Here is a 21,145-nt window from a genome sequence, read left to right on the forward strand (position 1 = left end):
GAGCCGGCGGCGGACGTCAGGGGCCGGGGCGCAGACGCCTGTGTGCGGCGCGAGCGGCTGCGAGCAGCACCGCGGCCCGCGCGTCGAAGGAGTGCTCCGCCGCGATCCGATCGGCGACCGCAGCACGTTCGGCAGCCGCCGGCCACTCGTGCGTCGGGTCGAGCAGGGCGGCCACGTCGTCCCGCGAACGGGCGACGGCGAGCGTCGGGACGTCGAGCACGTCCCCGAGGCCGGCGACCTGGTCCGTGACGACGACCCCACCGGACGCCAGCACGTCGAAGACCCGGTTCGACACGAAACCGCCCGCCGCCATGTCCGGCCAGTGGTCGTTGAGGACCACGCGCGCGGACGCGTACGCCGTCGCGACCTCGGTCCGTGACAGCGCGACGGCCCCGAGCATCGCGGAGGGCACGACGCCGTCCCACCCCGGGCCGTGCACACGCAGGTCGGTGCCGAGTGCGACCGCGTCGGCGACCACCGGCCGGGCCGCGCCACGGGTCGACCCGACGAACACCACGTGCCCCGCGTCCTGGCCTGCGTCCGACCGGGCGGCCGGGTGGAACACCGCCGGGTCGGTCGCCTGCAGCAGTGCCCCGACCGGCACGCCGGCACGTGCGGCGGCTTCGGCGGCCCACACCGGACCCGCCGCGAACGCCGCGTCGAACGACCGGAGCTCGGTGTCCGAGACGTCGTCGGGGTGGCTGATCACCCAGAGCAGGTTCACCGACGCCGGGTTCGGCGGCACACGGTCCAGCCCGCGGATGACGAGCGTGACGTCGTCCGCGGCGTCGTCGTCCCGGACGTGCGCGTCACGCCGGTCGACGCGGACCCGCTGGCCGAGGCCCTCGAGCGCGCCCGCGAGCTCGGTGGCGAAGTGCACGTCGCCCCACCCGTCGCCCTCGGGCCCGGCCGGGGCGGCGATCTTGACGGACCAGGACAACCGGTCGTCGTCGGAGCGCGATCGGGGCGCCGGGGTGACGGGTCGCGCACCCCACGGGGGCAGCGGGGGGCCGGCTGCGACCGCTCCGTCGCCGTCCGGCGCCCGGTCGCGCCAGACCGAGAACGCATCCACCGTCGCCGCGTCGACCGTCCGTCCGGAATCAGCCGAGCGGGTCAGCGACCACACCGCACGCACGGGTCGGCCGTCGCGGTCGGCGACCGCGCGGGTCCAGCTGGTCAGGGTCATCCGCTCGTCCGGGAGGCACGGTGCCGGCACCAGGGAAGCGCCCGGCAGCGAGACGGCCGGCTGGTCCGCTGCGAAGACCGGCACCACGGCGAGCGGGAAGTCCTGGCGGTCGTCCGCCTGGCTGCGGGCCGGACTCGTCGACCCGTCGTCGGACCAGGGAAGCGCTCCCGGGCGCAGCAGCCGCACGCCGTCCCGCTGCGAACCGTCGGGCATCCGGATGCGAGCCTGGGCCACGCCGTCGCCGCCGGCCTGTGCGAGGACCCGCAGGTCCTGGTCGGTCACCCGGACCGTCGAGTCGACCACCAGGAGCACACGCCCGACCCCGGCGGCGACCCCGGCGTTGATCGCCGAACCGATGCCGTCGACCGGCGCCGAGCGGACCCAGGGGATCCCCCGCGCCTGCTCGCCGACCGGCGACGCATCGGCGACGTAGCCGACCGCGCGGACGTCCGCCGAGGGGCCGAACGCCAGACGAGCCGCGGTGACCATCGACGGCAGCGCGTCGTACCGGTCGGACCGGCTCACCAGCAGCACCGTCACCGACACCTCGAGTGCCGGCAGGGCACCGTCCCAGCCGACCACCCGCTCGGGGTCGGCCGGCGTCACCGACGCGGGACGGGCCTCCGGGCCGGAGACCGCCGCATCCGGCCGGCGGCGACGGAAGAGTGCCATGCGAGGACCGGCCGCGCCGACGTCAGACGGCGAGCAGTCGCTGCAGGTAGACGCCGTAGCCGCCCTTGACGAGCGGTGCGGCGAGGTCGGCGAGCTGCGCGTCGTCGATCCAGCCGTTGCGCCAGGCGATCTCCTCGATGCAGCCGATCTTGAAGCCCTGACGGTCCTCGATGACCTTCACGTACTCGGACGCCTGCATCATCGACTCGAACGTGCCGGTGTCGAGCCAGGCGGTCCCGCGGTCGAGGACCTGCACACCGAGCTCGCCCGCCTCGAGGTAGCGCTCGTTCACGGTCGAGATCTCGAGCTCCCCGCGGGCGCTCGGCTCGATCGTCTTCGCGATCTCGATGACCTTGTTGTCGTAGAAGTACAGGCCGGGGACGGCGTAGTTCGACTTCGGCTCGGCCGGCTTCTCCTCGATGGAGACCGCGGTGAAGGCGTCGTCGAACTCGACCACGCCGTACGCCTTCGGGTCGGCCACGTGGTACGCGAAGATCGTCGCGCCGTCGACCTCGGTGTTCTTCCGGAGGTTCGTGCCGAGGCCGGTGCCGTGGAAGATGTTGTCGCCGAGGACGAGCGCGACGCTGTCGTCGCCGATGAAGTCCTCGCCGATGACGAACGCCTGCGCGAGGCCGTCCGGGCTCGGCTGCACCGCGTACTGGATGTCCATGCCGAGGGACGAGCCGTCGCCGAGCAGGGCGCGGAACTGGTCGTTGTACTCCGGCGTCGTGATGACGAGGACCTCGCGGATGCCGGCCATCATGAGGGTCGACAGCGGGTAGTAGACCATCGGCTTGTCGTAGATCGGCATGAGCTGCTTGCTGATGCCCTTGGTGATCGGCCAGAGGCGGGTGCCGGAACCCCCGGCGAGGATGATGCCCTTCATCGCGCTGTGCTTCCTTCGTTCGTTACTTGGTCGTGCGGAGCGACTCGGTGTACGCCACGCACTCCTCGTAGGTGGGCAGCAGACCCGCGGCGGCGGCTTCCTCGAGCGTCGGCGCGCTGGTGTCCTTCTCGGACAGGACCGGCTCGCCGAGTCCGTCGGGCAGCTCGAGGCCGACCGTCGGGTCGAGGATGGTGATCCCCTTCTCGCGCTCCGGGTCGTAGTGGGCGCTGACGAGGTAGTTCACCGTGGACTGGTCCTCGAGCGCGACGATGGCGTGCCCGAGGCCCTCGGACAGGTAGACGGCCCGACGGTCGACGTCGTCGATGCGCACGGAGTCCCACTGCCCGAACGTCGGCGAGCCGACCCGGATGTCGACGATGTAGTCGATGAAGGCGCCGCGCACCGCGGTCACGTACTTGGCCTGGCTCGGCGCGACGAGGGCGTAGTGGATGCCCCTGGCCACACCGGCCGAGGAGATCGACATGTTCACCTGTCGGAGGTCCAGCGGGTGACCGACCGTCTCTTCGAGGACGTCGGCGCGGTACGCCTCGAGGAATGCTCCTCGTGCGTCGCCGTGCTGGACGGGCGTGAACTCCCACGCGCCGGGGATCTTCAGTTCGCGGATCTGCACGGCTGCACCCTACCAAGCCGCCCGCCCCGGGACGCGTCGGCAGGCCGTACCTGCGCCGGTCCGTGGGTTCGCATAGGCTGTCATGGCCTCGCGCACCTGCCGGGCCCCATGAAACGAGACACTGCGAACCCGTGAAGCTCTTCATCCAGATCCCCTGCCTCAACGAGGAGAACACCCTCGCCAGCGTCATCGACTCCATCCCGCGGGAGATCGACGGCATCGATGAGATCGAGATCCTGGTGATCAACGACGGCAGCACCGACCGCACCGTCGAGGTCGCCAAGGAGCACGGTGTCAAGCACTTCGTGCACCACACCACGAACATGGGGCTCGCCCGCTCCTTCCGGGACGGCGTCGACTACGCGCTGCTCCACGGCGCGGACATCGTCGTCAACACCGACGGTGACAACCAGTACCCGCAGTCGCAGATCGCCGAACTGGTGCAGCCGATCCTCCGGAAAGAGGCCGAGATCGTCATCGGCGACCGGCAGACGCGGACCATCGAGCACTTCTCCGGCTTCAAGAAGCTCATGCAGCGCTTCGGCTCGTGGGTCGCCAGCCGCGCCGCCGGGCTCGACCTGCCCGACGCCGCGAGCGGATTCCGCGCGTACTCGAAGTACTCGCTCATCCGCCTGAACATCGTCACGCGCTTCAGCTACTGCATGGAGACCATCGTGCAGGCCGGCTACAAGCGCCTGGCCATCGCCTCGGTGCCGATCACCACGAACCCGAAGACCCGCGAGTCGCGGCTGTTCAAGAACATCTGGCAGCACATGTTCCAGTCGGGTTCGGCGATCGCCCGCGTCTACCTGATGTACCGGCCGATGGCGCTGTTCCTCTGGGTGGCGGCGATCCTCGGGGCCCTCGGGGCCTGGCCGCTCGTCCGGTACCTGGTGCTGCTGGCGATGCACACCGGCGGCAACCACCTGCAGTCGATCATCCTCGGCGTCGTCCTGTTGATCACCGCGGTGCTGAGCATCGTGATCGGCGTGGTGGCGGACCTGACCCGCCTGAACCGGACCCTGGCCGAGGAACAGCTCGACCTGCAGAAGCTGCAGCGGTATGGGGACTGAGCGCGGAGCGTCCGTGCTCGACCGGCGGACACGCTTCGCGCTCTGGGTCCGTCGACCCGGCAGCTGGGTGGAGATCGCGGCCTGGGCTGCGCTCGCAGCGTTCGTCGTCTGGACCATCGGACCGGCACTGATCGGACACGGCACCTTCCTGAACACCGGCCTGCTCGGTCGGTACACCCCGTGGGGTGAGGTGTTCCAGTCGACGACGACGTCGACCAACATCCTGAACAGCGACACGATCGACACCGTCGCGCCGCAGACCTCGCTCCTGACCCGCCTCGCCCACGAGGGCGTCTTCGGCGCGTGGAACCCCTACGTCGCCGGCGGCGCGGAACTCGGCGGCGTGCCCGACTCGGGCGCGTGGTCGCCGCTCGCGCTGCCCTGGTGGATCCTCCCCCTGGCGGCCGCGCCGGGCTGGGTGAAGCTCCTCGAGATCGTCGTCGTCACGGTCGGCATGTCCCTGCTGCTGCGCCGCTGGGGTGTCCCCCGCGCGGGCTGGGCGATCGCCGCCCTCGTCTACTCGTCGTCCGGCTTCATGGTCGCGTGGTCGAACTGGCCGCAGACACGGGTCGCGGCCTGCATCCCCCTGCTCTTCTGGGCGATCGACCGCGCCGCGGTGGAGCTCCGCGCGCGTGACGTCATCGCCGTGGGCGTGCCGCTCGCGTCGATGCTGCTCGGCGGGTTCCCGGCCATCGTCGGCTACGCCCTCTTCATCGGTGGGCTGTACTTCCTCGTCCGCACGATCGTCGCGCACCGACGGTGGGTCCCCGTGGTCGTGAGCGGGGCGATCGCGGTGGGCGGCATCCTGTTCGGCCTGCTGCTGTCCGCGTGGCAGCTCGTCCCCTTCGCCATCAACGCCACGAGCCTGGTCGACTTCAGCGGCCGTGGGCAGAGCGGCCCGAACGGTCTCGGCACCCCGCCGCTCGTCAGCGCGTGGGTGCCCGACATCTCGTTCGTGCAGAGCACCGGCCCCGCCTGGGGCATCCGCAACCCGGTGGAGGAGTACTCCTACCTGGGGATCGCGGCCGTGGTGCTCGTCGCCGTGGCGGTCCTCATCCGCCCGGCGACGCACACCGTCGCGTCCCTGCCCGACGACGCCACGCCGGCCGTCCGCGCACGGCACGACCTGGCCCGACGTCGCACCCGCGGCGTCGTCGCGATCGTCGCCTCGATGCTCGCGCTCGCGGTGGTCATCGTCTACCTCGGCGGCCCCGTCCTGTCCGCCGTCCGCGAGCTGCCGGTCTTCGACACGAACCCGATCGGTCGCGCTCGCGTCGTCGTGATGTTCCTCGCCGCGGCCATGGCCGGGGTGGGCTTCGGCCGCCTCGTGCAGCCGGAGAACCTCCGCGACGAGCTGGCACGCTTCCGCGCCGCCGGGCCCCTCCGGCGCACCGGTCGGATCGCGGCCGTCGCCGTCGTGCTGTTCACCGCCGTCGGCGTGGGGATGCAGACCCTGCTCGCGATCCCGCCGATCTCGGAAGAGTACGTGCACCGCACCAAGCTCGAGATCCTGGCGGTCGGCATCCTCGGCGCGGTCACCGTCGTGCTCGTCGTGCTCGTCTGGGTGTTCCGGTCGCGGGTGCTGGCGACCGTCGCCGCGATCGGGGTCGTCGCGCTCGTCGTCGTCCCCGCGGTGACGGCCACGAAGCCCTGGTGGCCGATCGCGCCGACGTCGACGTTCTACCCGACCACCCCCGCCATCGACTACCTGCAGGAACACGTCTCCGCGCAGGACCGCTACGCCGCCACCGGCAGCGCCATGCTCCCGGGGTCGTCCTCCTACTACCGGATCCGCGAGACCACCGGACACGCGTTCCAGACGGGCGAGTGGAAGGACCTCATGCGGGCGGTCGACCCGGACACGTACCCGACGGCCACCTACCTGACGTTCGAACCGAACCTCATGCCGTCGCTCGCCCGGTCGGGGATCCTCGACCGGCTCAGCACGAAGTACCTCGTCGCCGATCCGTCGGGGCCGCTCGCCGGCACCGCCGAGCCGGGTGCAGCGCAGACGAAGTGGTCCGACCTGACCGCGGACAACCCCTCGGTGGACTCGGCCAGCAACACCGGCCCGGTGAACGGCATCACCTTCACCGGTCCGCCGGCCCCGACCCTGACGCCCGGGGGCATGACCCTCGACGTGGCGATCGTCGCCGACGACTCCGGCAAGACGATCACCTCGACGTCGACCCACGTGCCGGGCCTCGGCGGCCCGCGGAACGTGGCGCTCCAGGGCTCCACCATCCCGACGTCGACCTCGTGGCACGTCCGGATCACCGTGACCGGGCAGGACAAGCTCGTGCCGATCGGCACCGACGACGCCGGCGACGCCGTGATGAGCATCACCCGTCCGGTCTCCGGCGACGGCGTCCGCGTGGTGCACACCGGCGATGCGACGATCTACGAGCGCGGCAACGCCCTGGACCGCGTGCGCTGGGCCTCCGGCCAGGTGGTGGAACGCACCGGACCGGCGCGCGTCCGGGCACTCGCCGACCAGTCGCTGCCGGACTCGACCGTCGTCCTGAGCGCGCCGTCCGAGCACACGGCCGACCCGGACTCGAGCGCCGAGATCACCCTGCGCGACAGCGACGTGAACAGCACGGTCGCCGAGGTCGACGCCACCGGGAGCGGCTGGGTGGTCGTCTCCGACTCGCTCCAGCGTGCCGGCTGGACGGCGACCGTCGACGGCGAACCGACCGACCTCGTCGCAGCCGACGACGCCGGCGCCGCCGTGTGGGTCCCCGGCGGCGAGCACACGGTGGAGCTGCGGTACGCGGTGCCGGGCGCCCGGACCGGGTACCTGCTGACCGGCGGCAGCATCGTCCTCGCCGTCCTCGCCTGCACCGTGGTCACCCTGCTCGTCCGGCGCCGCCGCAGACGTGGCGACGACGCGGCAGGGCTGTGACCGGCTGGTATCGTCAACCGATCCACGGTCGGCCGGCGATCCTGAACGGGACGCCGACGACCGACGCACCACCGGACGGCCACCGCCGACCGGAGCACACCGATCCCAGAACCACACCGACTCCGAAAAGGAACCAGACCTCGTGAAGATCCTCGTCACCGGCGGAGCCGGCTTCATCGGCTCGAACTTCGTCCGACGCACCCTGCAGGACGCGTACCCCGGACTCGAAGGCGCCGAGGTCGTCGTCTACGACGCACTGACCTACTCGGGCAACCTCGAGAACCTCGCCCCGGTCTCGGACTCCCCCCGGTACACGTTCGTGCAGGGCGACATCCGCGACGCCGCGAAGCTCGACGAGGTGATCCCCGGCATCGACGCGATCGTGCACTTCGCCGCCGAGTCCCACGTCGACCGGTCGGTCCGCGACTCCGGCATCTTCGTCGAGACGAACGTCGTCGGCACCCAGCGTCTGCTCGACGCGGCGCTCCGCCACGGCACCGAGCGCTTCGTCCACGTGTCCACGGACGAGGTCTACGGCTCCATCAGCGAGGGGTCGTGGGACGAGGAGCGCCCGCTCGAGCCGAACTCGCCGTACTCGGCGTCGAAGGCCGGCAGCGACCTGCTCGCCCGCAGCTACCACCGCACGCACGGGCTGAACCTCTCGATCACCCGCTGCTCGAACAACTACGGGCCCTACCACTTCCCCGAGAAGGTCATCCCGCTCTTCGTCACGAACCTCATCGACGACCTGCACGTCCCGCTCTACGGCGAGGGCAACAACATCCGTGACTGGCTGCACGTCGACGACCACACCCGCGGCATCGCGATGGTCCTGACCCGTGGTCGCGCCGGCGAGATCTACAACATCGGCGGCGGCACCGAGCTGACCAACAAGGAGCTGACGCAGCTGCTCCTGGACGCGACCGGCAAGGACTGGTCGTACGTCGACCGCGTCGCCGACCGCCTCGGCCACGACCTGCGCTACTCGGTCGACATCTCGAAGATCAGCAGCGAGCTCGGCTACGAGCCGCAGGTGCCGTTCGAGCAGGGCCTCGCCGACGTCGTGCAGTGGTACCGCGACAACCGCAGCTGGTGGGAGCCGCTCAAGGAACGCGCCGCCCTCTCCTGAGCCGCCGCGGCCCAGGAGCACCACGGCGTGCTCCTGGGCCGACCCCTGCTCGACCGCCACCCCCGACACGGAAGCGACACCATGACCCGGTACCTCATCACCGGCGCCGCCGGCATGCTCGGCCACGACCTGCAGCACGCCTTGGCCGGCCGCGACGTCACCGCCCGTTCCCGTGCCGAGCTGGACATCACCGATCCCGAGGCCGTCGACGCCGCGGTCGCCGGGCACGACGTCGTGATCAACTCGGCCGCCTACACGAAGGTGGACGACGCGGAGACCCACGAGGACACCGCGACCGCGGTGAACGCGGACGGGCCGGCGTTGCTCGCCGAGGCCGCGGTGCGGCACGGGGCCAAGCTCGTGACCATCTCGACGGACTACGTCTTCGACGGCAACGGCACCGCTCCCTACGCCGAGGACGCCCCCACGGACCCCCTGAACGCCTACGGCCGGTCCAAGGCCGTCGGTGAAGCCCGCGTCCGCGCGATCGCGCCGGACTCCTCGTACGTCGTCCGGACGGCGTGGATCTACGGCGCACACGGACCCAACTTCGCCGCGACCATGCTCCGGCTCGCGGCGTCCCACGACACCGTGAGCGTGGTCACCGACCAGGTCGGGCAGCCCACCTGGACCGGAGACCTGGCCGCACGCATCGTCGAGCTCCTCGACGCGGACGCCCCCGCCGGCATTTACCACGGCACGAACAGCGGTCAGGGCTCGTGGTACGACTTCACCCGGGCGATCTTCTCCGAGAACGGTCTCGACCCGGAGCGCGTCCTGCCGACCGACAGCGGTGCCTTCGTCCGTCCGGCACCCCGCCCGGCGTACAGCGTGCTCGGCCACGACGCCTGGTCGCGCGCGGGCCTCGCCCCGATGCGCGACTGGCGCGAGGCGTTGCACGCGGCGACCGAGGCCGGGATCTTCCGCGCATGACCCAGCCGTCCACCCTGGTGGTCGGCGCCGGCGGGTTCCTCGGCGGTGCCGTGCACCGGTCACTCGTCGGTTCGGGGGCAGCGACCACCGCCGCCCGCGTGCCGTGGGACGACCAGGACGCCGCCGTCGAGGCACTCGTCGACGCCTTCCGCTCGGTGCGGTCGCAGCCCGGCCGCTGGCGCGTGCTGTGGTGCGCGGGCACGGGGGTCGTCGCCACCGGAGCCGACGTCTTCGACGAGGAGCAGCGCCTGATCGCCCGGGTCCTCGACGCGACCCGGGACGACCCGTCCGGAGACGGCACGCTCTTCTTCGCGTCGTCGGCCGGAGCGGTCTACGCCGGCAGCGCCGAACCGCCCTTCGACGAGGGCACCGAACCGCTCCCGCTGGCTCCCTACGGCCACGCGAAGCTCGCCGCCGAGGCCCAGTTCCGGACGTGGGCCGCCGAGACCGGCACGCGCCTGGTGGTGGGGCGGATCTCGAACCTCTACGGCCCGGGCGCGAACCTCGGCAAGCCGCAGGGGCTCGTCTCGCAGCTCACCCTCGCCCACCTCGAGGGCCGGCCGTCGTCGATCTACGTGCCGATGTCGACCACCCGCGACTACCTGTACATCGACGACGCCGTCGACATGGTGCTCCGGACCATCGACCTCGTCGAGCAGGGTCCCCCTGCGGCCGCGGTCACGAAGATCCTGGCCTCCGGGCAGCCGGCGACGATCGCCGACGTCATCGACGCGGTCGAGCAGGCGATCGGCAGCCGCCTGGACATCCGCGAGGGCGCCGACCCCTCGGCCACGTTCCAGGGACTCGACCTCCGCATGCGGTCCGAGGTGCTGCCGCAGGTCGGCGACCGCACCTTCGTCCCGTTCCCCCAGGGGGTCGCGACGACCGTCGAAGCCATCCGCGCCCGTCGCGCACCCATCGGGGCCGAACCCGCCGAGCAGTAGGATCGCCGCATGCGTGATCGCCCCGCGGGCCGCATCGGGTCGTTGGACGGACTCCGTGGCGTCGCCGCCGCCGTCGTCCTGATCCACCACGGACTCCTCGTGGTGCCGACGCTCTCCGACGGCAACAACGGCCAGCCGATCCCGGCGAACCGCGCCTGGCTCGTCGACACGCCCCTGCACGTGTTCTGGGCCGGCGGCGAAGCCGTCTTCGTCTTCTTCGTCCTGAGTGGTTTCGTGCTGACGCTCCCCGCACTCCGCCGCGCACAGGACTGGATCGCCTACTACCCGAGCCGCCTGCTCCGGCTCTACATCCCCGTGATCGCCTCGGTCGCCCTGGCCCTGGCCCTGTTCCTGCTCGTCCCCCGGACCCCCGAAGCCGGGGCCTCGGGCTGGCTGCTCCGGCACGTCGAACCGCTCACCGCCGGTGGCCTGCTGGGCGACCTCACCCTGGTCGCGCCGACCCGACTCAACAGCCCGCTGTGGTCGTTGACGTGGGAGGTCGCGTTCTCCCTCCTGCTGCCGCTCTTCGTGCTCATCGCGAAGGCCACGCACCGGGTGTGGTGGCTCACCGCGATCGCCGCGCTCCTGCTCTCGGCACTCGGCCGGCAGTACCGCGAGGACTGGCTGATGTACCTGCCGATGTTCCTGCTCGGGTCCGCCCTGGCCGCCGGGTGGGAGCGGATCCCCGAGATCCGGCGTGGCCCGGGCTGGGTCCTCGCCGGACTGGCGGTGCTCGGCATCACGTTCGAGTGGTGGCTCCCCCGCTCCCTGGTCGGCATCCACGTCCCGATGGTGGTCGTCGCCTCGGCCGGGCTCATCGTCCTGCTGTGCGGGAAGTGGCTGCCGGCGGAACGCGTGATGCTCGGACCGGTCCCCCGAGCGCTCGGACGGCTCTCCTTCAGCCTGTACCTGGTGCACGAGCCGATCACGGTGTCGGTCGCCTACCTGCTGCCCACCTCGGTGCCGTGGCTCACGATGCTCGTGGCGATCCCGGTCGCCGTCGTGGTCGCCGGGCTCTTCGCCCGGCTCGTCGAGCTGCCGGCGCACCGGCTGGCCAAACGGGTCGCTCGGACGATCACCGCGCGACGCGGACGCGTCGGCGGCCCGCCCGCCCGCGCCGACGACGCACGGCTCCCGGACGACGACCGCCGCGCAGCCTGACGGACGTCAGGTCGCGGGACCGGGACGCAACGACTCTGCGGGCCTGGAGGCGCGTGACGGCGCCGCCACGCGCCTCCAGGCCGCCCTGTGGTCGCGTCACCTCGTCGAGGGACGCTCTCGGCTACCGGGCGCGTGCGGCGGTGAGCAGGGTGCGGTACCGGTCGCCGACGGCGCCGACGGTGTGTGCCGCGGCGGTGTCGGCCGCGGCGCGGCCGAGCCGCTCGGCCAGCGCGGGATCGGCGAGCAGGCGGTCGATCGCCGCCGCGAGCGCGCGGGCGTCGCCGGGTTCGACGAGCAGTCCGTTCACGCCGTCCTCGACGACGTCGACGATGCCGGGGACCGCCGAGGCGACGATGGCGCAGCCGGCCGACATGGCTTCGAGGAGCGCCACCGGCAGGCCGTCGCGGTCGCCGTTGGCGGCCGGCACCGACGGGTAGAGCGCGATCGCCGCCTTCGCGTACTCGGACGCGAGCGCTTCCTTCCCCTGCGCGCCGAGGAACGTCACGGCCGAACCGGCACGGGCCTGCAGCTGGGCGCGCAGCGGACCGTCCCCGACCACGGCCACCTCGGTGGGCTGCTCGGCCATGCGGTCGAGGGCGTCGAGGAGGACGGTCGCGCCCTTCTTCTCGACCAGACGGCCGACGAAGAGCACCCGGCCGGGCACCCGGGTCTCGCGCTCGACGGCACGCGTGATCGGGTCGAGGTCGACACCCATCGGGACGACGTGCACCTGGTCGTCACGGGCGCCGAGCTTCCGGAGTTCGCGCGCCATGTCGGTGCTCATGCAGGTCACCGATGCGGCGCTGCGGATGACGGACCGCTTGACGGCCTGGAGGACCGGGTGGCGCAGCGCGTACAGGTCGCCGCCCAGCGTGGTCACGACGCGGGGCAGGTCGCCGAGCACGACGCGGCCGACGGCTCCCTGCGGGATGATCCAGTGCAGCAGCGCGACGTCGGGCTGCGAGCGGCGGCGCTCTCGGCCCAGCGCGGCGGCCATGGACACGAAGAAGAACGGGACCTGCAGCCAACGGGACTTCTTCGCCCGCAGGTTGTCGACGATCGCGCCGTCCGCCAGGTCACGCCAGCGCGACGGGAAGTAGCCGAACCGACGGACCTCGACGTCCCCGATCCGCTGGTGCGCGCGGGCACCCTTCGTCATCGGGGCGACCACCACCACGCGGTACTCGTCCGACAGTGCCGTCGCGAGGTCGAGCACGAAGCCGGGCGTGCCGTCGCCGGCCTCGGCGGGGAAGGTCGACGCAGCGACGAGCAGGGTCGGGCGGAGTTCCGGATCGGGTCGCATCCAGCGCGCTCCCTTAGAGTTGTCGGTCGATGGACGCACAACAGCCTACGGGGTCGGCCGCGGGGTCCCCGGACCCGCTCGACACCTCCGCCGACGCCGCGATCGGCGCCGTCCCCACGACCGGACGGCGGGCCCGTGTGCTCACCGTCGTCAAGTGGGTGGCGGCCGTCGTGGCCCTCGCGTTCCTGGTCTGGAGCATCGCGCGGCAGTGGGACGCCATCAGTCGCGACTTCGTGCGGCTCGACGCCGGCACGATCGTCCTCGGCGTCGCCGCGACGATCGTCGCCCTCGTGGCGAACATGCTCTCCTGGCGGGCCATGATGTCGGCGAGCGGGTTCCGGGTGCGCCTCGCCGCGGCGTCCTCGATCTTCTTCGTCGGGCAGCTCGGCAAGTACATCCCCGGCGGCGTCTGGTCCATCGCCGCCCAGGCCGAACTCGGGCGCGCACACGGCCTGCAGCGCACCGGCAGCGCCGTCGCGGCACTGGCGTCGATGCTCGTGAGCATGGTCACCGCGGCCGTCGTCGGGATCGTCGCGGTCCTGCTGGCCTCCTCCACCGGGTTCGCGACGTTCTGGTGGCTCATCCCGCTGATCGTGGGGGGGTTCGTCTGCCTGACCCCGCCGGTGCTCGGCCGCCTCATCGCCGTCGCGTTCCGGATCCTGCGTCGCCCCGCCCAGGACACCACCCTCACGTGGACGGGCACCGTCATGTCGCTCGTCTGGTCGCTCGTCATGTGGCTGGCGTACGGAGTCCAGGCGACCCTCGTGCTGCGGGTCTTCGGAGCCGACTCGCCCACGCTCTTCCCGGTGGCCGTCGGCGCGTACGCCGTCGCCTGGCTCGTGGGGTTCGTGGTCGTCATCGCCCCGGCGGGCATCGGGCCGCGCGAGGGCATCCTGGTCCTGCTCCTCGGCAGCGTGGCCGGTGGATCGGCGCCGTTCGCCCTCGCCGTCATCAGCCGGGTCTTCATGACCATCGGGGACGTCGTGCTGGCCGGGGTCGGCGCACTGCTCGCGGCGCGCCACCGCCGGAAGACGGCCGCCGCCGCGCTGGGCGGTGGCGCTCCGGGAGCGCCCCGTGCCGACTGATAGGGTCGGCGTTCGGCCGCGACGCGCGCACGGCAGCACCACGAGGAGGCGCACCACATGACAACGCTCCACGTCATCGTGGACCAGGTCGTCGCCCCGGTCCCCGGAGGCATCGGTCGGTACGCCGAAGAGCTCACCCGCCACCTCATCGAGCACGCCCCCGCCGGCTGCGAGGTGTCCGGCGTCGTCTCGGCGGTGGGCCGCGACGAACTCACCCACATCCGGACCCTGCTGCCCGGGCTCGCCGACCTCGACCGGCTGCCGCTCCCGCGCCGCGAGCTCTCCCTCGCCTGGCAGGGCGGGATCGTCGGCAGCCTGGCGAAGGGCATGGTGCACGCCCCGAGCGTGCTCGCCCCGTTGGTCCGGCACGACCGTTTCCAGGACCCGGGCCGGCAGACCGTCGTCACCGTGCACGACACGGTCCCGTGGACCAACCCCGAGACCCTGACGCCGCGGGGCGTGCACTTCCACAAGGCGATGGTCAAGCGGGCGTGGAAGCACGCCGACGCCGTGGTGGTGCCGACCCACGCGGTGGCGAGTGCACTCAACGAGATCCACCGGTTCGACGACCGGCTCCGGGTCATCGGCGGAGCGCCGAGCGGGCGGCTCCGGCTGCCCGTCGACGCCGATCTCCGCGCCGAGCGGCTCGGGCTGCCGGAGCGGTACGTGCTGGCCGTCGGCACGCTCGAGCCACGGAAGGCGCTGGGATCCCTGATCGAGGCGATGGCGCACCCCGACGCGCCGACGGACATCCCGCTCGTCATCTCCGGTCCGGACGGTTGGGGGGACGTCGACGTGTACGGCACGGCGGAACGAGCCGGTCTCTCGCGTGACCGGGTGAAGGTGCTCGGGCGGATCGACGACGCCGACCTCGCCGTGGTCTACGACCGGGCCACGGTGTTCGTGTTCCCGAGCCTGGCCGAGGGGTTCGGGCTGCCCGTCATCGAGGCGATGAGCTTCGGCACCCCGGTCGTGCACTCGGACGACCCCGCCGTGTCCGAGGTCGCCTCCGACGCCGGTGTCACCGTCGCCATCGGTCCGAAGGAGTCCTACCCGGAGCGGCTCGCGCAGGCCGTCTACCAGGTGGTCAACGACCCCCTGCTCGCCGGGCAGCTGGCCGTCGCCGGCCCCGATCGGGCACGCATGTACGACTGGAGCGACTCCGCCGCCGAGACCTGGCAGCTGCACGCCGACCTCTGACGGCGTGCAGCTGCCCGTCCGGCGGTCAGCCCGTGTACGAGTAGGTCGTGACCCAGTCGATGTACAGGTGGCCGACCCCGCCCCAGTTGCCCACCTGGAACATGTAGCGGTGCGCGGTGGTCGGGACGTCCCTGGTGACCGTCTTGATGACCTTCCCGTCGAGCGAGTACGACACGGACTTCCCGGGGATCCACTCGATCGAGTAGGTGTGCCACGAGCGCCACGTCGTCCCGGTGCTCAGGCTGGTCGCCGTCGCTTCACGTCCGGGCGTCATCGAGTGGTGGTGCAGCATCGGTGCGGACTCGAAGTTGGCCTCCGGGTAGTCGATCTCCCCGTCCGACCACTTGTCCGACGTCGGCCACAGCATGAAGGCGGCGCCGTTCCCGTTGCCGCCGGCGGCCATGGCGCGCACCGTGAACTTCCCGCCCTTGTGTCCCCACGCGCCCGTGGGCGAGCCGAACGTGCCGGCTGACCCGCGCTTGCCGTCGAGACGGACGTCCATGTTCCCGTTGATCGCACTGATCTGCGTCCCCGAGTAGTACATCCCGCCCGTCCCGTCGGGGTAGGGCTGCCACGACTTCGCGTAGGACGCGGCGAACTTCCCCTTGGCCGCCGCGGTCGTCCGGAAGTCCTCGCGGAACGTCTGCTTGAACTTGCCGATGTTCCCGACCGGCGCGGATGTGTTCGCTGCTGAGGCGGCGCTCACCTGACCGAACGGCCCGGCGACCAGCACGACTCCCAGGAGCACGACGGAGAGTGCGGCTCTCGTGATCGCGCGTTTCTGCATGAGCTGTCACTCCCTGACATGACGATTCGCACCCGTTCCCGTGGGTGCCGGACGGCCGGCCCTCGGCCGTCCGGGGTCCACGGTAGTTGCGTTGTCCATCCTGCGCGGGGGGTTGACTTCGCCAGGGCGTCCCCAGTACGAGGGGTGTCGAACGGTACGGGGAGCGCAGCGGACGTCAGAGGGAGTCGCGGAGGCGCGCGGCCTTCTCCTCGACCAGGCGCTCGAGTCCTTCGGCGTACTCCGTGAGCCGCGCCGCGACGCCGGGCTCGGAGGACCCGATGATCCGCGCGGCGAGCAGTCCGGCGTTCGCCGCGCCGTTGATCGCCATCGTCGCGACCGGGATGCCGGCCGGCATCTGGACGATCGACAGGAGCGAGTCGAGTCCGTCGAGCCGTGCCAGCTGGACGGGCACGCCGATCACGGGCAGGGTCGTCATCGAGGCCACCATGCCGGGCAGGTGGGCAGCCCCACCGGCACCGGCGATCACGACACGGATGCCCCGCTGGGCGGCACCCCTGGCGAAGCGGGTCATCTTGTCGGGCGTGCGGTGCGCGGACACCACGTCCGCCTCGAACGGGATGCCGAGCTCGGCGAGGATGTCGGCCGCGGCCCGCATGGTCGGCCAGTCGGAGTCCGACCCCATGATGATCGAGACGAGCGGCTGTGCTGGGGCTGCGGAGTCGGTCACACGCCGAGCCTAGCCGAGCAGCACCCGCCGCCAGGTGTCACCGTCACGGCCGATCGTCCGCTCGTCGCGGACCCACCGCTCGGCCCGTTCGTCGGGCGCCCCACGCTCGACCGCGGCGCGGACGGCTGCCCGCCAGGCGTCGACGTCGTCGGGGACCCCGACCGCTCCGTACCGCTCGGCCACGGCGTACGACGGCCGGTCGGAGACCACGGCCGGCAGCCCGAGTGCCGTGTACTCCAGGAACTTCAGGTCGCTCTTCGCGCGGTTGAACTCCTCGTCGCGCAGCGGCGCGACCCCCGCACGCCAGCGCGCGCGGTGGGCGACGAGCCAGCGGGAGAACGCCGGGTAGTGCCCGTCGGGCACCTCGAGCCGGCGGAACCAGCCGGCGTCGCCGTCCTCGGTGACGCCGATGACCTCGAGCCGGATCGGGGTGCCGTCGGCGGTGGCCAGGTCGGCGAAGACGTCCCGGAGCAGTTCGAGGTCGGCGGCGTGGGTGAGCGTTCCCATGTACAGCACGCGGTGCTCGCCGGCCGGCCGTTCGTCGTCGTCCTCGGTCGCGCCGGAGGTCCACAACCCCGGGTCGAGGGCGTTCGGCACGACCACGACGTGCCGGGCGACCGGACGCACCACCTCGGCGAGCTCCGGCGTGCTCACGATCACGGTGTCGGCGCCGCGCACCAGGGCGTCGATGGAGGCCAGGCGGTCCGGGTCGTATTCGGCACGAGCCAGTCGTGCCCGGCCGGACACCGTGAAGAAGTCGTCGTCGACCTCGGCCACCACCCGGATCCCCCGCCGCGCCGCGGTCTCGAGGAAGGGCTGCACGACGGTGCGCGGCAGGACGTCGCGCTGCACGAGGACCGCGGTGTACGCGGTGGTGTCGGCGCCAGCGACGAAGGCCACGGGATCGACCTGTCGGACCTCGGCGGCACCGGCGTCCGACAGGTGCTCCACCCGGCGCACGACGCGGACGTGGGCGGACGCGGGGTGTGCACCGCCCCCGCCCGCGACGACGTACCCGAGGACCGGCAGCGGCACGGCCGGAGTGGCCGTCGCCTGCTGATGCTCGGGCTGACGCTCGTGCTCGGCATCGGGACGCGGCGCGCCGACGACGGCGCGGCGGAGCCGACGGACGGCCCGGCGGACGAGATCACGCGGCATGGCGCCATTCTCCCGCACCCGCCGGACCGTCGCAGCCGCACCCGTCCAGGTGACCGCTCCGCTCGCCCTCGCGGTCGCGGTCGCGGTCAGCGCACCTGCACCGTCGCGCAGCCCAGCGACGTGTCGCCGCCCTTCCCGATCCCGACCGCGGTGAGGCACACCGATCGCTTCCCGGACGCGACCGGCACCGACCCGGTGAACCCGTGGTGCTCGCCGCCGCCGTGGACACGGTCGACGTCGCTGCGCTGCCGGTCGGCGACGAGACTGCCGACGACCCGGCCGCCGACGCTCACCCGGACCGTGACCGGACGCTGCACGGCGTCCCGGTCGAACGCCCACCCCCGGACGCTGACGCGGCCAGCCGATCCCGACGACGCTGATTCGCTCCGGCCGACCGGGGCCGCGACGGGCACCGTGACGCTCCGGCACGGGCTCGCCGTCCGGTCCGCGCCGCCGTCGATGTTCCGGGCGATCGCGCACACGGTGTGCTTCCCCGCCCCCGAGGCCACGATCTCGGCGAACCCGTGCGCGGGACCGGCGCCCCAGGTCCGGTCGACGTCGGCCCGGGCCCGACCGGCGGACCGGGACGCGACGACCCGTCCGTCGACCGTGAACGCGACCGTGCTGGCCGTGTCCGGAGCGTCCCCGTCGAACGCCCAGCCCGTCACGGCGACGCCACCGACCGCGACGGTCACCGACTCGAGGCCGACGTAGGGGTCGTGCCGGAGGGCACGCACCTGCACGCACCCGAGCTCGGAGTCGGACCCCGCGCCGATGTTCACCGCGGTGACGCAGACGCGGCGGAGGCCCTCGGCGGCCGGCACCGCGGTGTCGAACCCGTGGGGCTCCCCGACGCCGTACGCCGCGTCGACGTCCGGGCGGGTGCGGTCCGCGCTCAGCATGCCGGCGGCGACACCGTCCACCGTCGCCCGGACCCGGACCGGCTGCGTCGGGTCGTCCTCGTCGAAGGCCCAGCCGCGCACGCGGACTCCGCCGCCGGCACCGACGACGGCCTCGAGCGCACCGCGCGGTGCCAGGTCCGCGGTGGGCACCCCGAGCCGGGCGTTCGCGACCAGCGCCTGCGCGTAGGAAGAGAACCACTTGCCTGCAGCCGGGGCACCGTTGCAGGTGCCGTCGCTCGCGCCGGGGGTCTTCACCCACAGCAGGGCGTCGAGCGCCGTGCCGTCGGACACCACCCGGGGCGAGGTGCCCAGACCGGCACCCGGCCCGTTGCACCAGGTGCCGCGCCAGCCCTGCCCGTTGCGCGAGGTGTCGATCACGTAGTGCGAGCCCCCGGTCGCGGCGGACACCTTCTGCGCGTACGCCTGCTCCTGCGCGGTCGGGTAGTAGTTCGCGACGTTCGTGAAGAACCCGCGGGCCTGCTGCACGCCCGCACTGTTCAGCCGCGACGCCATCAGCGCCGGCTGCACCCAGTTCGAGTTGCCGGCGTCCAGGTAGGCGGGGACCCCGGCGGCGGTCAGCCCGGCGACGGTGCGGGACAGGATGCGGTAGCGCTGCTCGTCGAGCGCGGTGCTGCACTTGGCGTTGCTGAGCATCGCGAGCGAGTCCGGTTCGACGATGACGGCTGCACGGTGCCCGGCGAGCGCCGCGGTGACCTGGTCGACCCAGGCGTCGTAGGACCGCTCGTCGAAGCCCCCGGCGGAGTACCCGCCGCAGTCGCGGTCCGGGATCGCGTAGAGCACGAACACGGGGGTGGTGCCGGACTGCTCGGCCCCGGTGAGGGCGGTGCTGATCGTCTTGGTCAGCTGCGTCCCCTGGCTCCAGTCGCCGAGCCAGGTGGCGACGGGGTGGCCGGCGATGGTCCCCGCCGCAGCGGCTCCGGCCGGGTCGGTGGCGGCGAGAGCGGCCTGCGCCTTCGCGGCCTCGCTCGTCGGCGACCGGTACGGCCCGGCGCCGTAGAGCGACGCGGACGTGGCCGAGCGGATGGTCGAGGCCGAGGTCGCTGCGGACGCGGACGCGGTCGGCAGCAGGCCGGCGACGGCTGCGACGAGGGCGACGGCGGCGCCGCAGACGGCGGCACGGCGCGGACGGCGGCGCATGGGGACTCCCTGGACGGTGGGCACGGACCGTTCCAGGGGAACACGCGGTCCCGACCCCCGCCAGCCTCCCGACCGGGTGCCACCCGAGGGGGTGTCCGCAGAGCGGCCGACAAGTGCGTCCCGCACCCGGGACGCTACGGGAGGCCCGTGGCGGCGTCGCCACGGGCCTCCAGTGACGTCATCCGGTCACGTCGGTGACACGACCTCAGTCGTCGAAGTGCGCTGCGGCCGCGCGGGCGCGGTACACGACGTCGTCGACGTCGTCACCGAGCACCGTGACGTGCCCGATCTTCCGGCCGGGCCGGGGCGCCTTGCCGTAGAAGTGGTACTTCGCCTCGGGGAAGGCCTCGAGCGCTGCGGGGTACCGGGCGGCGAGGTCGCCGTCCGCGGGTCCGCCGAGCACGTTCACCATGACGGACGCCGGGGCGAACGAGCCGGTGGCTCCGAGCGGCAGGTCGAGGACCGCTCGCAGGTGCTGCTCGAACTGGCTCGTGGTGGCACCGTCGATGGTCCAGTGCCCGGTGTTGTGCGGACGCATCGCGAGCTCGTTGATCAGGATGCGTTCGTCGTCGGTCTGGAACAGCTCGACGGCCAGCACGCCGGTCACCCCGAGTTCTTCGGCGATGCGGACGGCGATCGACTCGGTCAGGTCGGCGATCCGGCCGGCGCTGTCCGGAGCGGGTGCGATGACCTCGGCGCAGACCCCGTCGCGCTGCACGGTCTCGACGAGCGGCCAGGCGACGACCTGCCCGGAGGGTCGGCGTGCCACGGACTGCGCGAGCTCGCGGGTGAAGGGGACGAGCTCCTCGACCAGGAGGGCCTGGTCGCCGCCGGCCTCGGCCACGGCGATGAACCAGTCGTCGACGTCGGAAGCGTCCGAGACCACCCGGACGCCCTTGCCGTCGTAGCCGCCCCGCGGCGTCTTGACGACGGCTCGGCCACCGTGCTCGGCGAGGAAGGCACGGAGTTCGTCGGGACCGTGCACGGCGGCCCAGTCGGGCACCGGCAAGCCGAGTTCGCTCAGCCGGCGGCGCATGGTGATCTTGTCCTGCGCGACGGCCAGCGCGTCCGGACCGGGGTGGACCGCCACGCCCGCGTCGACCAGGCTGCGCAGGACGTCCTGCGGCACGTGCTCGTGGTCGAAGGTCACGACGTCGACCTGCCGGGCGAACTCGAGCACCGTGGCGGTGTCGTGGTAGTCGCCCTCGGCGGTGGCGGCGATGCCTGCGGACATGCCCGGCCCCTCGGCGAGCACCCGGATGTCGATCCCCAGTTCGACCGCGGCCGGCACCATCATCCGTGCCAGCTGTCCCCCACCGATGACCCCGACGCGCAACGCCATGC

17 protein-coding genes are annotated in these 21,145 nt (G+C 72.5%); 8 read left to right on the forward strand and 9 right to left on the reverse strand.

Translation table 11 applies throughout. The features are described 5' to 3' along the window. Positions 1-16: 16 nt before the first annotated feature. Genes DEJ00_RS00360 through DEJ00_RS00370 form a run of 3 tightly spaced genes read right to left on the reverse strand, consistent with a single transcriptional unit; the run spans position 17 to position 3,375 of the window. Positions 17-1,858, reverse strand: a complete 1,842-nt coding sequence (locus tag DEJ00_RS00360) for a glycosyltransferase (RefSeq protein WP_111056087.1) — start codon at positions 1,856-1,858, stop codon at positions 17-19. Positions 1,859-1,880: 22 nt separating this feature from the next. Continuing rightward, entirely contained in the window at positions 1,881-2,744 is an 864-nt protein-coding gene (gene rfbA, locus DEJ00_RS00365; RefSeq protein ID WP_111056088.1) for a glucose-1-phosphate thymidylyltransferase RfbA, read from the reverse strand. Positions 2,745-2,766: 22 nt separating this feature from the next. Beyond that, a complete protein-coding gene (locus tag DEJ00_RS00370; RefSeq protein WP_027466482.1) occupies positions 2,767-3,375 on the reverse strand; it encodes a dTDP-4-dehydrorhamnose 3,5-epimerase family protein in 609 nt (202 codons plus the stop codon). 131 nt (positions 3,376-3,506) lie between these two features. Between DEJ00_RS00370 and DEJ00_RS00375 the strand changes: the two genes are divergently transcribed. From DEJ00_RS00375 to DEJ00_RS00400, 6 genes are all read left to right on the forward strand, one after another. Continuing rightward, positions 3,507-4,448 (forward strand): glycosyltransferase family 2 protein, encoded by a 942-nt coding sequence (locus tag DEJ00_RS00375; protein ID WP_027466481.1) that lies wholly within the window; start codon positions 3,507-3,509, stop codon positions 4,446-4,448. Next, positions 4,438-7,353 carry a hypothetical protein gene (locus DEJ00_RS00380; protein WP_111056089.1) on the forward strand — a complete coding sequence of 972 codons (2,916 nt, stop codon included), beginning with the start codon at positions 4,438-4,440 and terminating at the stop codon, positions 7,351-7,353. The genes DEJ00_RS00375 and DEJ00_RS00380 overlap by 11 nt, the downstream gene beginning before the upstream one ends. Positions 7,354-7,495: 142 nt before the next feature. Further along, positions 7,496-8,482, forward strand: a complete 987-nt coding sequence (gene rfbB / locus DEJ00_RS00385) for a dTDP-glucose 4,6-dehydratase (RefSeq protein WP_027466479.1) — start codon at positions 7,496-7,498, stop codon at positions 8,480-8,482. A gap of 81 nt (positions 8,483-8,563) precedes the next feature. Then, complete coding sequence (rfbD, locus tag DEJ00_RS00390; protein ID WP_111056090.1) at positions 8,564-9,415, forward strand: dTDP-4-dehydrorhamnose reductase; 852 nt, start codon at positions 8,564-8,566, stop codon at positions 9,413-9,415. Further along, positions 9,412-10,359 (forward strand): NAD(P)-dependent oxidoreductase, encoded by a 948-nt coding sequence (locus tag DEJ00_RS00395; protein ID WP_051596916.1) that lies wholly within the window; start codon positions 9,412-9,414, stop codon positions 10,357-10,359. The genes rfbD and DEJ00_RS00395 overlap by 4 nt, the downstream gene beginning before the upstream one ends. A 9-nt stretch (positions 10,360-10,368) precedes the next feature. Beyond that, positions 10,369-11,520 carry an acyltransferase gene (locus DEJ00_RS00400; RefSeq protein ID WP_111056091.1) on the forward strand — a complete coding sequence of 384 codons (1,152 nt, stop codon included), beginning with the start codon at positions 10,369-10,371 and terminating at the stop codon, positions 11,518-11,520. Positions 11,521-11,641: 121 nt separating this feature from the next. On the opposite strand, the gene DEJ00_RS00405 is transcribed toward DEJ00_RS00400, so the two are convergent. Then, positions 11,642-12,823 (reverse strand): glycosyltransferase family 4 protein, encoded by a 1,182-nt coding sequence (locus tag DEJ00_RS00405; RefSeq protein WP_111056092.1) that lies wholly within the window; start codon positions 12,821-12,823, stop codon positions 11,642-11,644. A 29-nt stretch (positions 12,824-12,852) separates the two neighbouring features. On the opposite strand from DEJ00_RS00405, the gene DEJ00_RS00410 reads away from it, so the two are divergent. Beyond that, positions 12,853-13,908 carry a YbhN family protein gene (locus DEJ00_RS00410; protein WP_111056093.1) on the forward strand — a complete coding sequence of 352 codons (1,056 nt, stop codon included), beginning with the start codon at positions 12,853-12,855 and terminating at the stop codon, positions 13,906-13,908. Positions 13,909-13,965: 57 nt separating this feature from the next. Continuing rightward, on the forward strand, positions 13,966-15,108 hold the full coding sequence (locus DEJ00_RS00415) for a glycosyltransferase family 1 protein (RefSeq protein WP_071244218.1): 1,143 nt from the start codon (positions 13,966-13,968) through the stop codon (positions 15,106-15,108). A 25-nt stretch (positions 15,109-15,133) separates the two neighbouring features. On the opposite strand, the gene DEJ00_RS00420 is transcribed toward DEJ00_RS00415, so the two are convergent. The 5 genes from DEJ00_RS00420 to DEJ00_RS00440 form a co-directional block, all read right to left on the reverse strand. Beyond that, on the reverse strand, positions 15,134-15,895 hold the full coding sequence (locus DEJ00_RS00420; protein ID WP_027466475.1) for a glycoside hydrolase family 16 protein: 762 nt from the start codon (positions 15,893-15,895) through the stop codon (positions 15,134-15,136). A gap of 175 nt (positions 15,896-16,070) precedes the next feature. Continuing rightward, the gene (gene purE, locus DEJ00_RS00425; protein ID WP_071244222.1) at positions 16,071-16,538 is read right to left on the reverse strand and encodes a 5-(carboxyamino)imidazole ribonucleotide mutase; all 468 of its coding nucleotides are present in this window, start codon (positions 16,536-16,538) and stop codon (positions 16,071-16,073) included. 54 nt (positions 16,539-16,592) lie between these two features. Beyond that, positions 16,593-17,741 carry a hypothetical protein gene (locus DEJ00_RS00430; RefSeq protein WP_111056094.1) on the reverse strand — a complete coding sequence of 383 codons (1,149 nt, stop codon included), beginning with the start codon at positions 17,739-17,741 and terminating at the stop codon, positions 16,593-16,595. A gap of 86 nt (positions 17,742-17,827) precedes the next feature. Next, on the reverse strand, positions 17,828-19,801 hold the full coding sequence (locus DEJ00_RS18675) for a glycoside hydrolase family 6 protein (RefSeq protein ID WP_220038831.1): 1,974 nt from the start codon (positions 19,799-19,801) through the stop codon (positions 17,828-17,830). A 205-nt stretch (positions 19,802-20,006) separates the two neighbouring features. Further along, on the reverse strand, positions 20,007-21,143 hold the full coding sequence (locus DEJ00_RS00440; RefSeq protein WP_111056095.1) for a 5-(carboxyamino)imidazole ribonucleotide synthase: 1,137 nt from the start codon (positions 21,141-21,143) through the stop codon (positions 20,007-20,009). Positions 21,144-21,145: the final 2 nt, after the last annotated feature.

The organism is Curtobacterium sp. MCLR17_039 (assembly GCF_003234745.1).
GTDB classification, from domain to species: domain Bacteria; phylum Actinomycetota; class Actinomycetes; order Actinomycetales; family Microbacteriaceae; genus Curtobacterium; species Curtobacterium flaccumfaciens.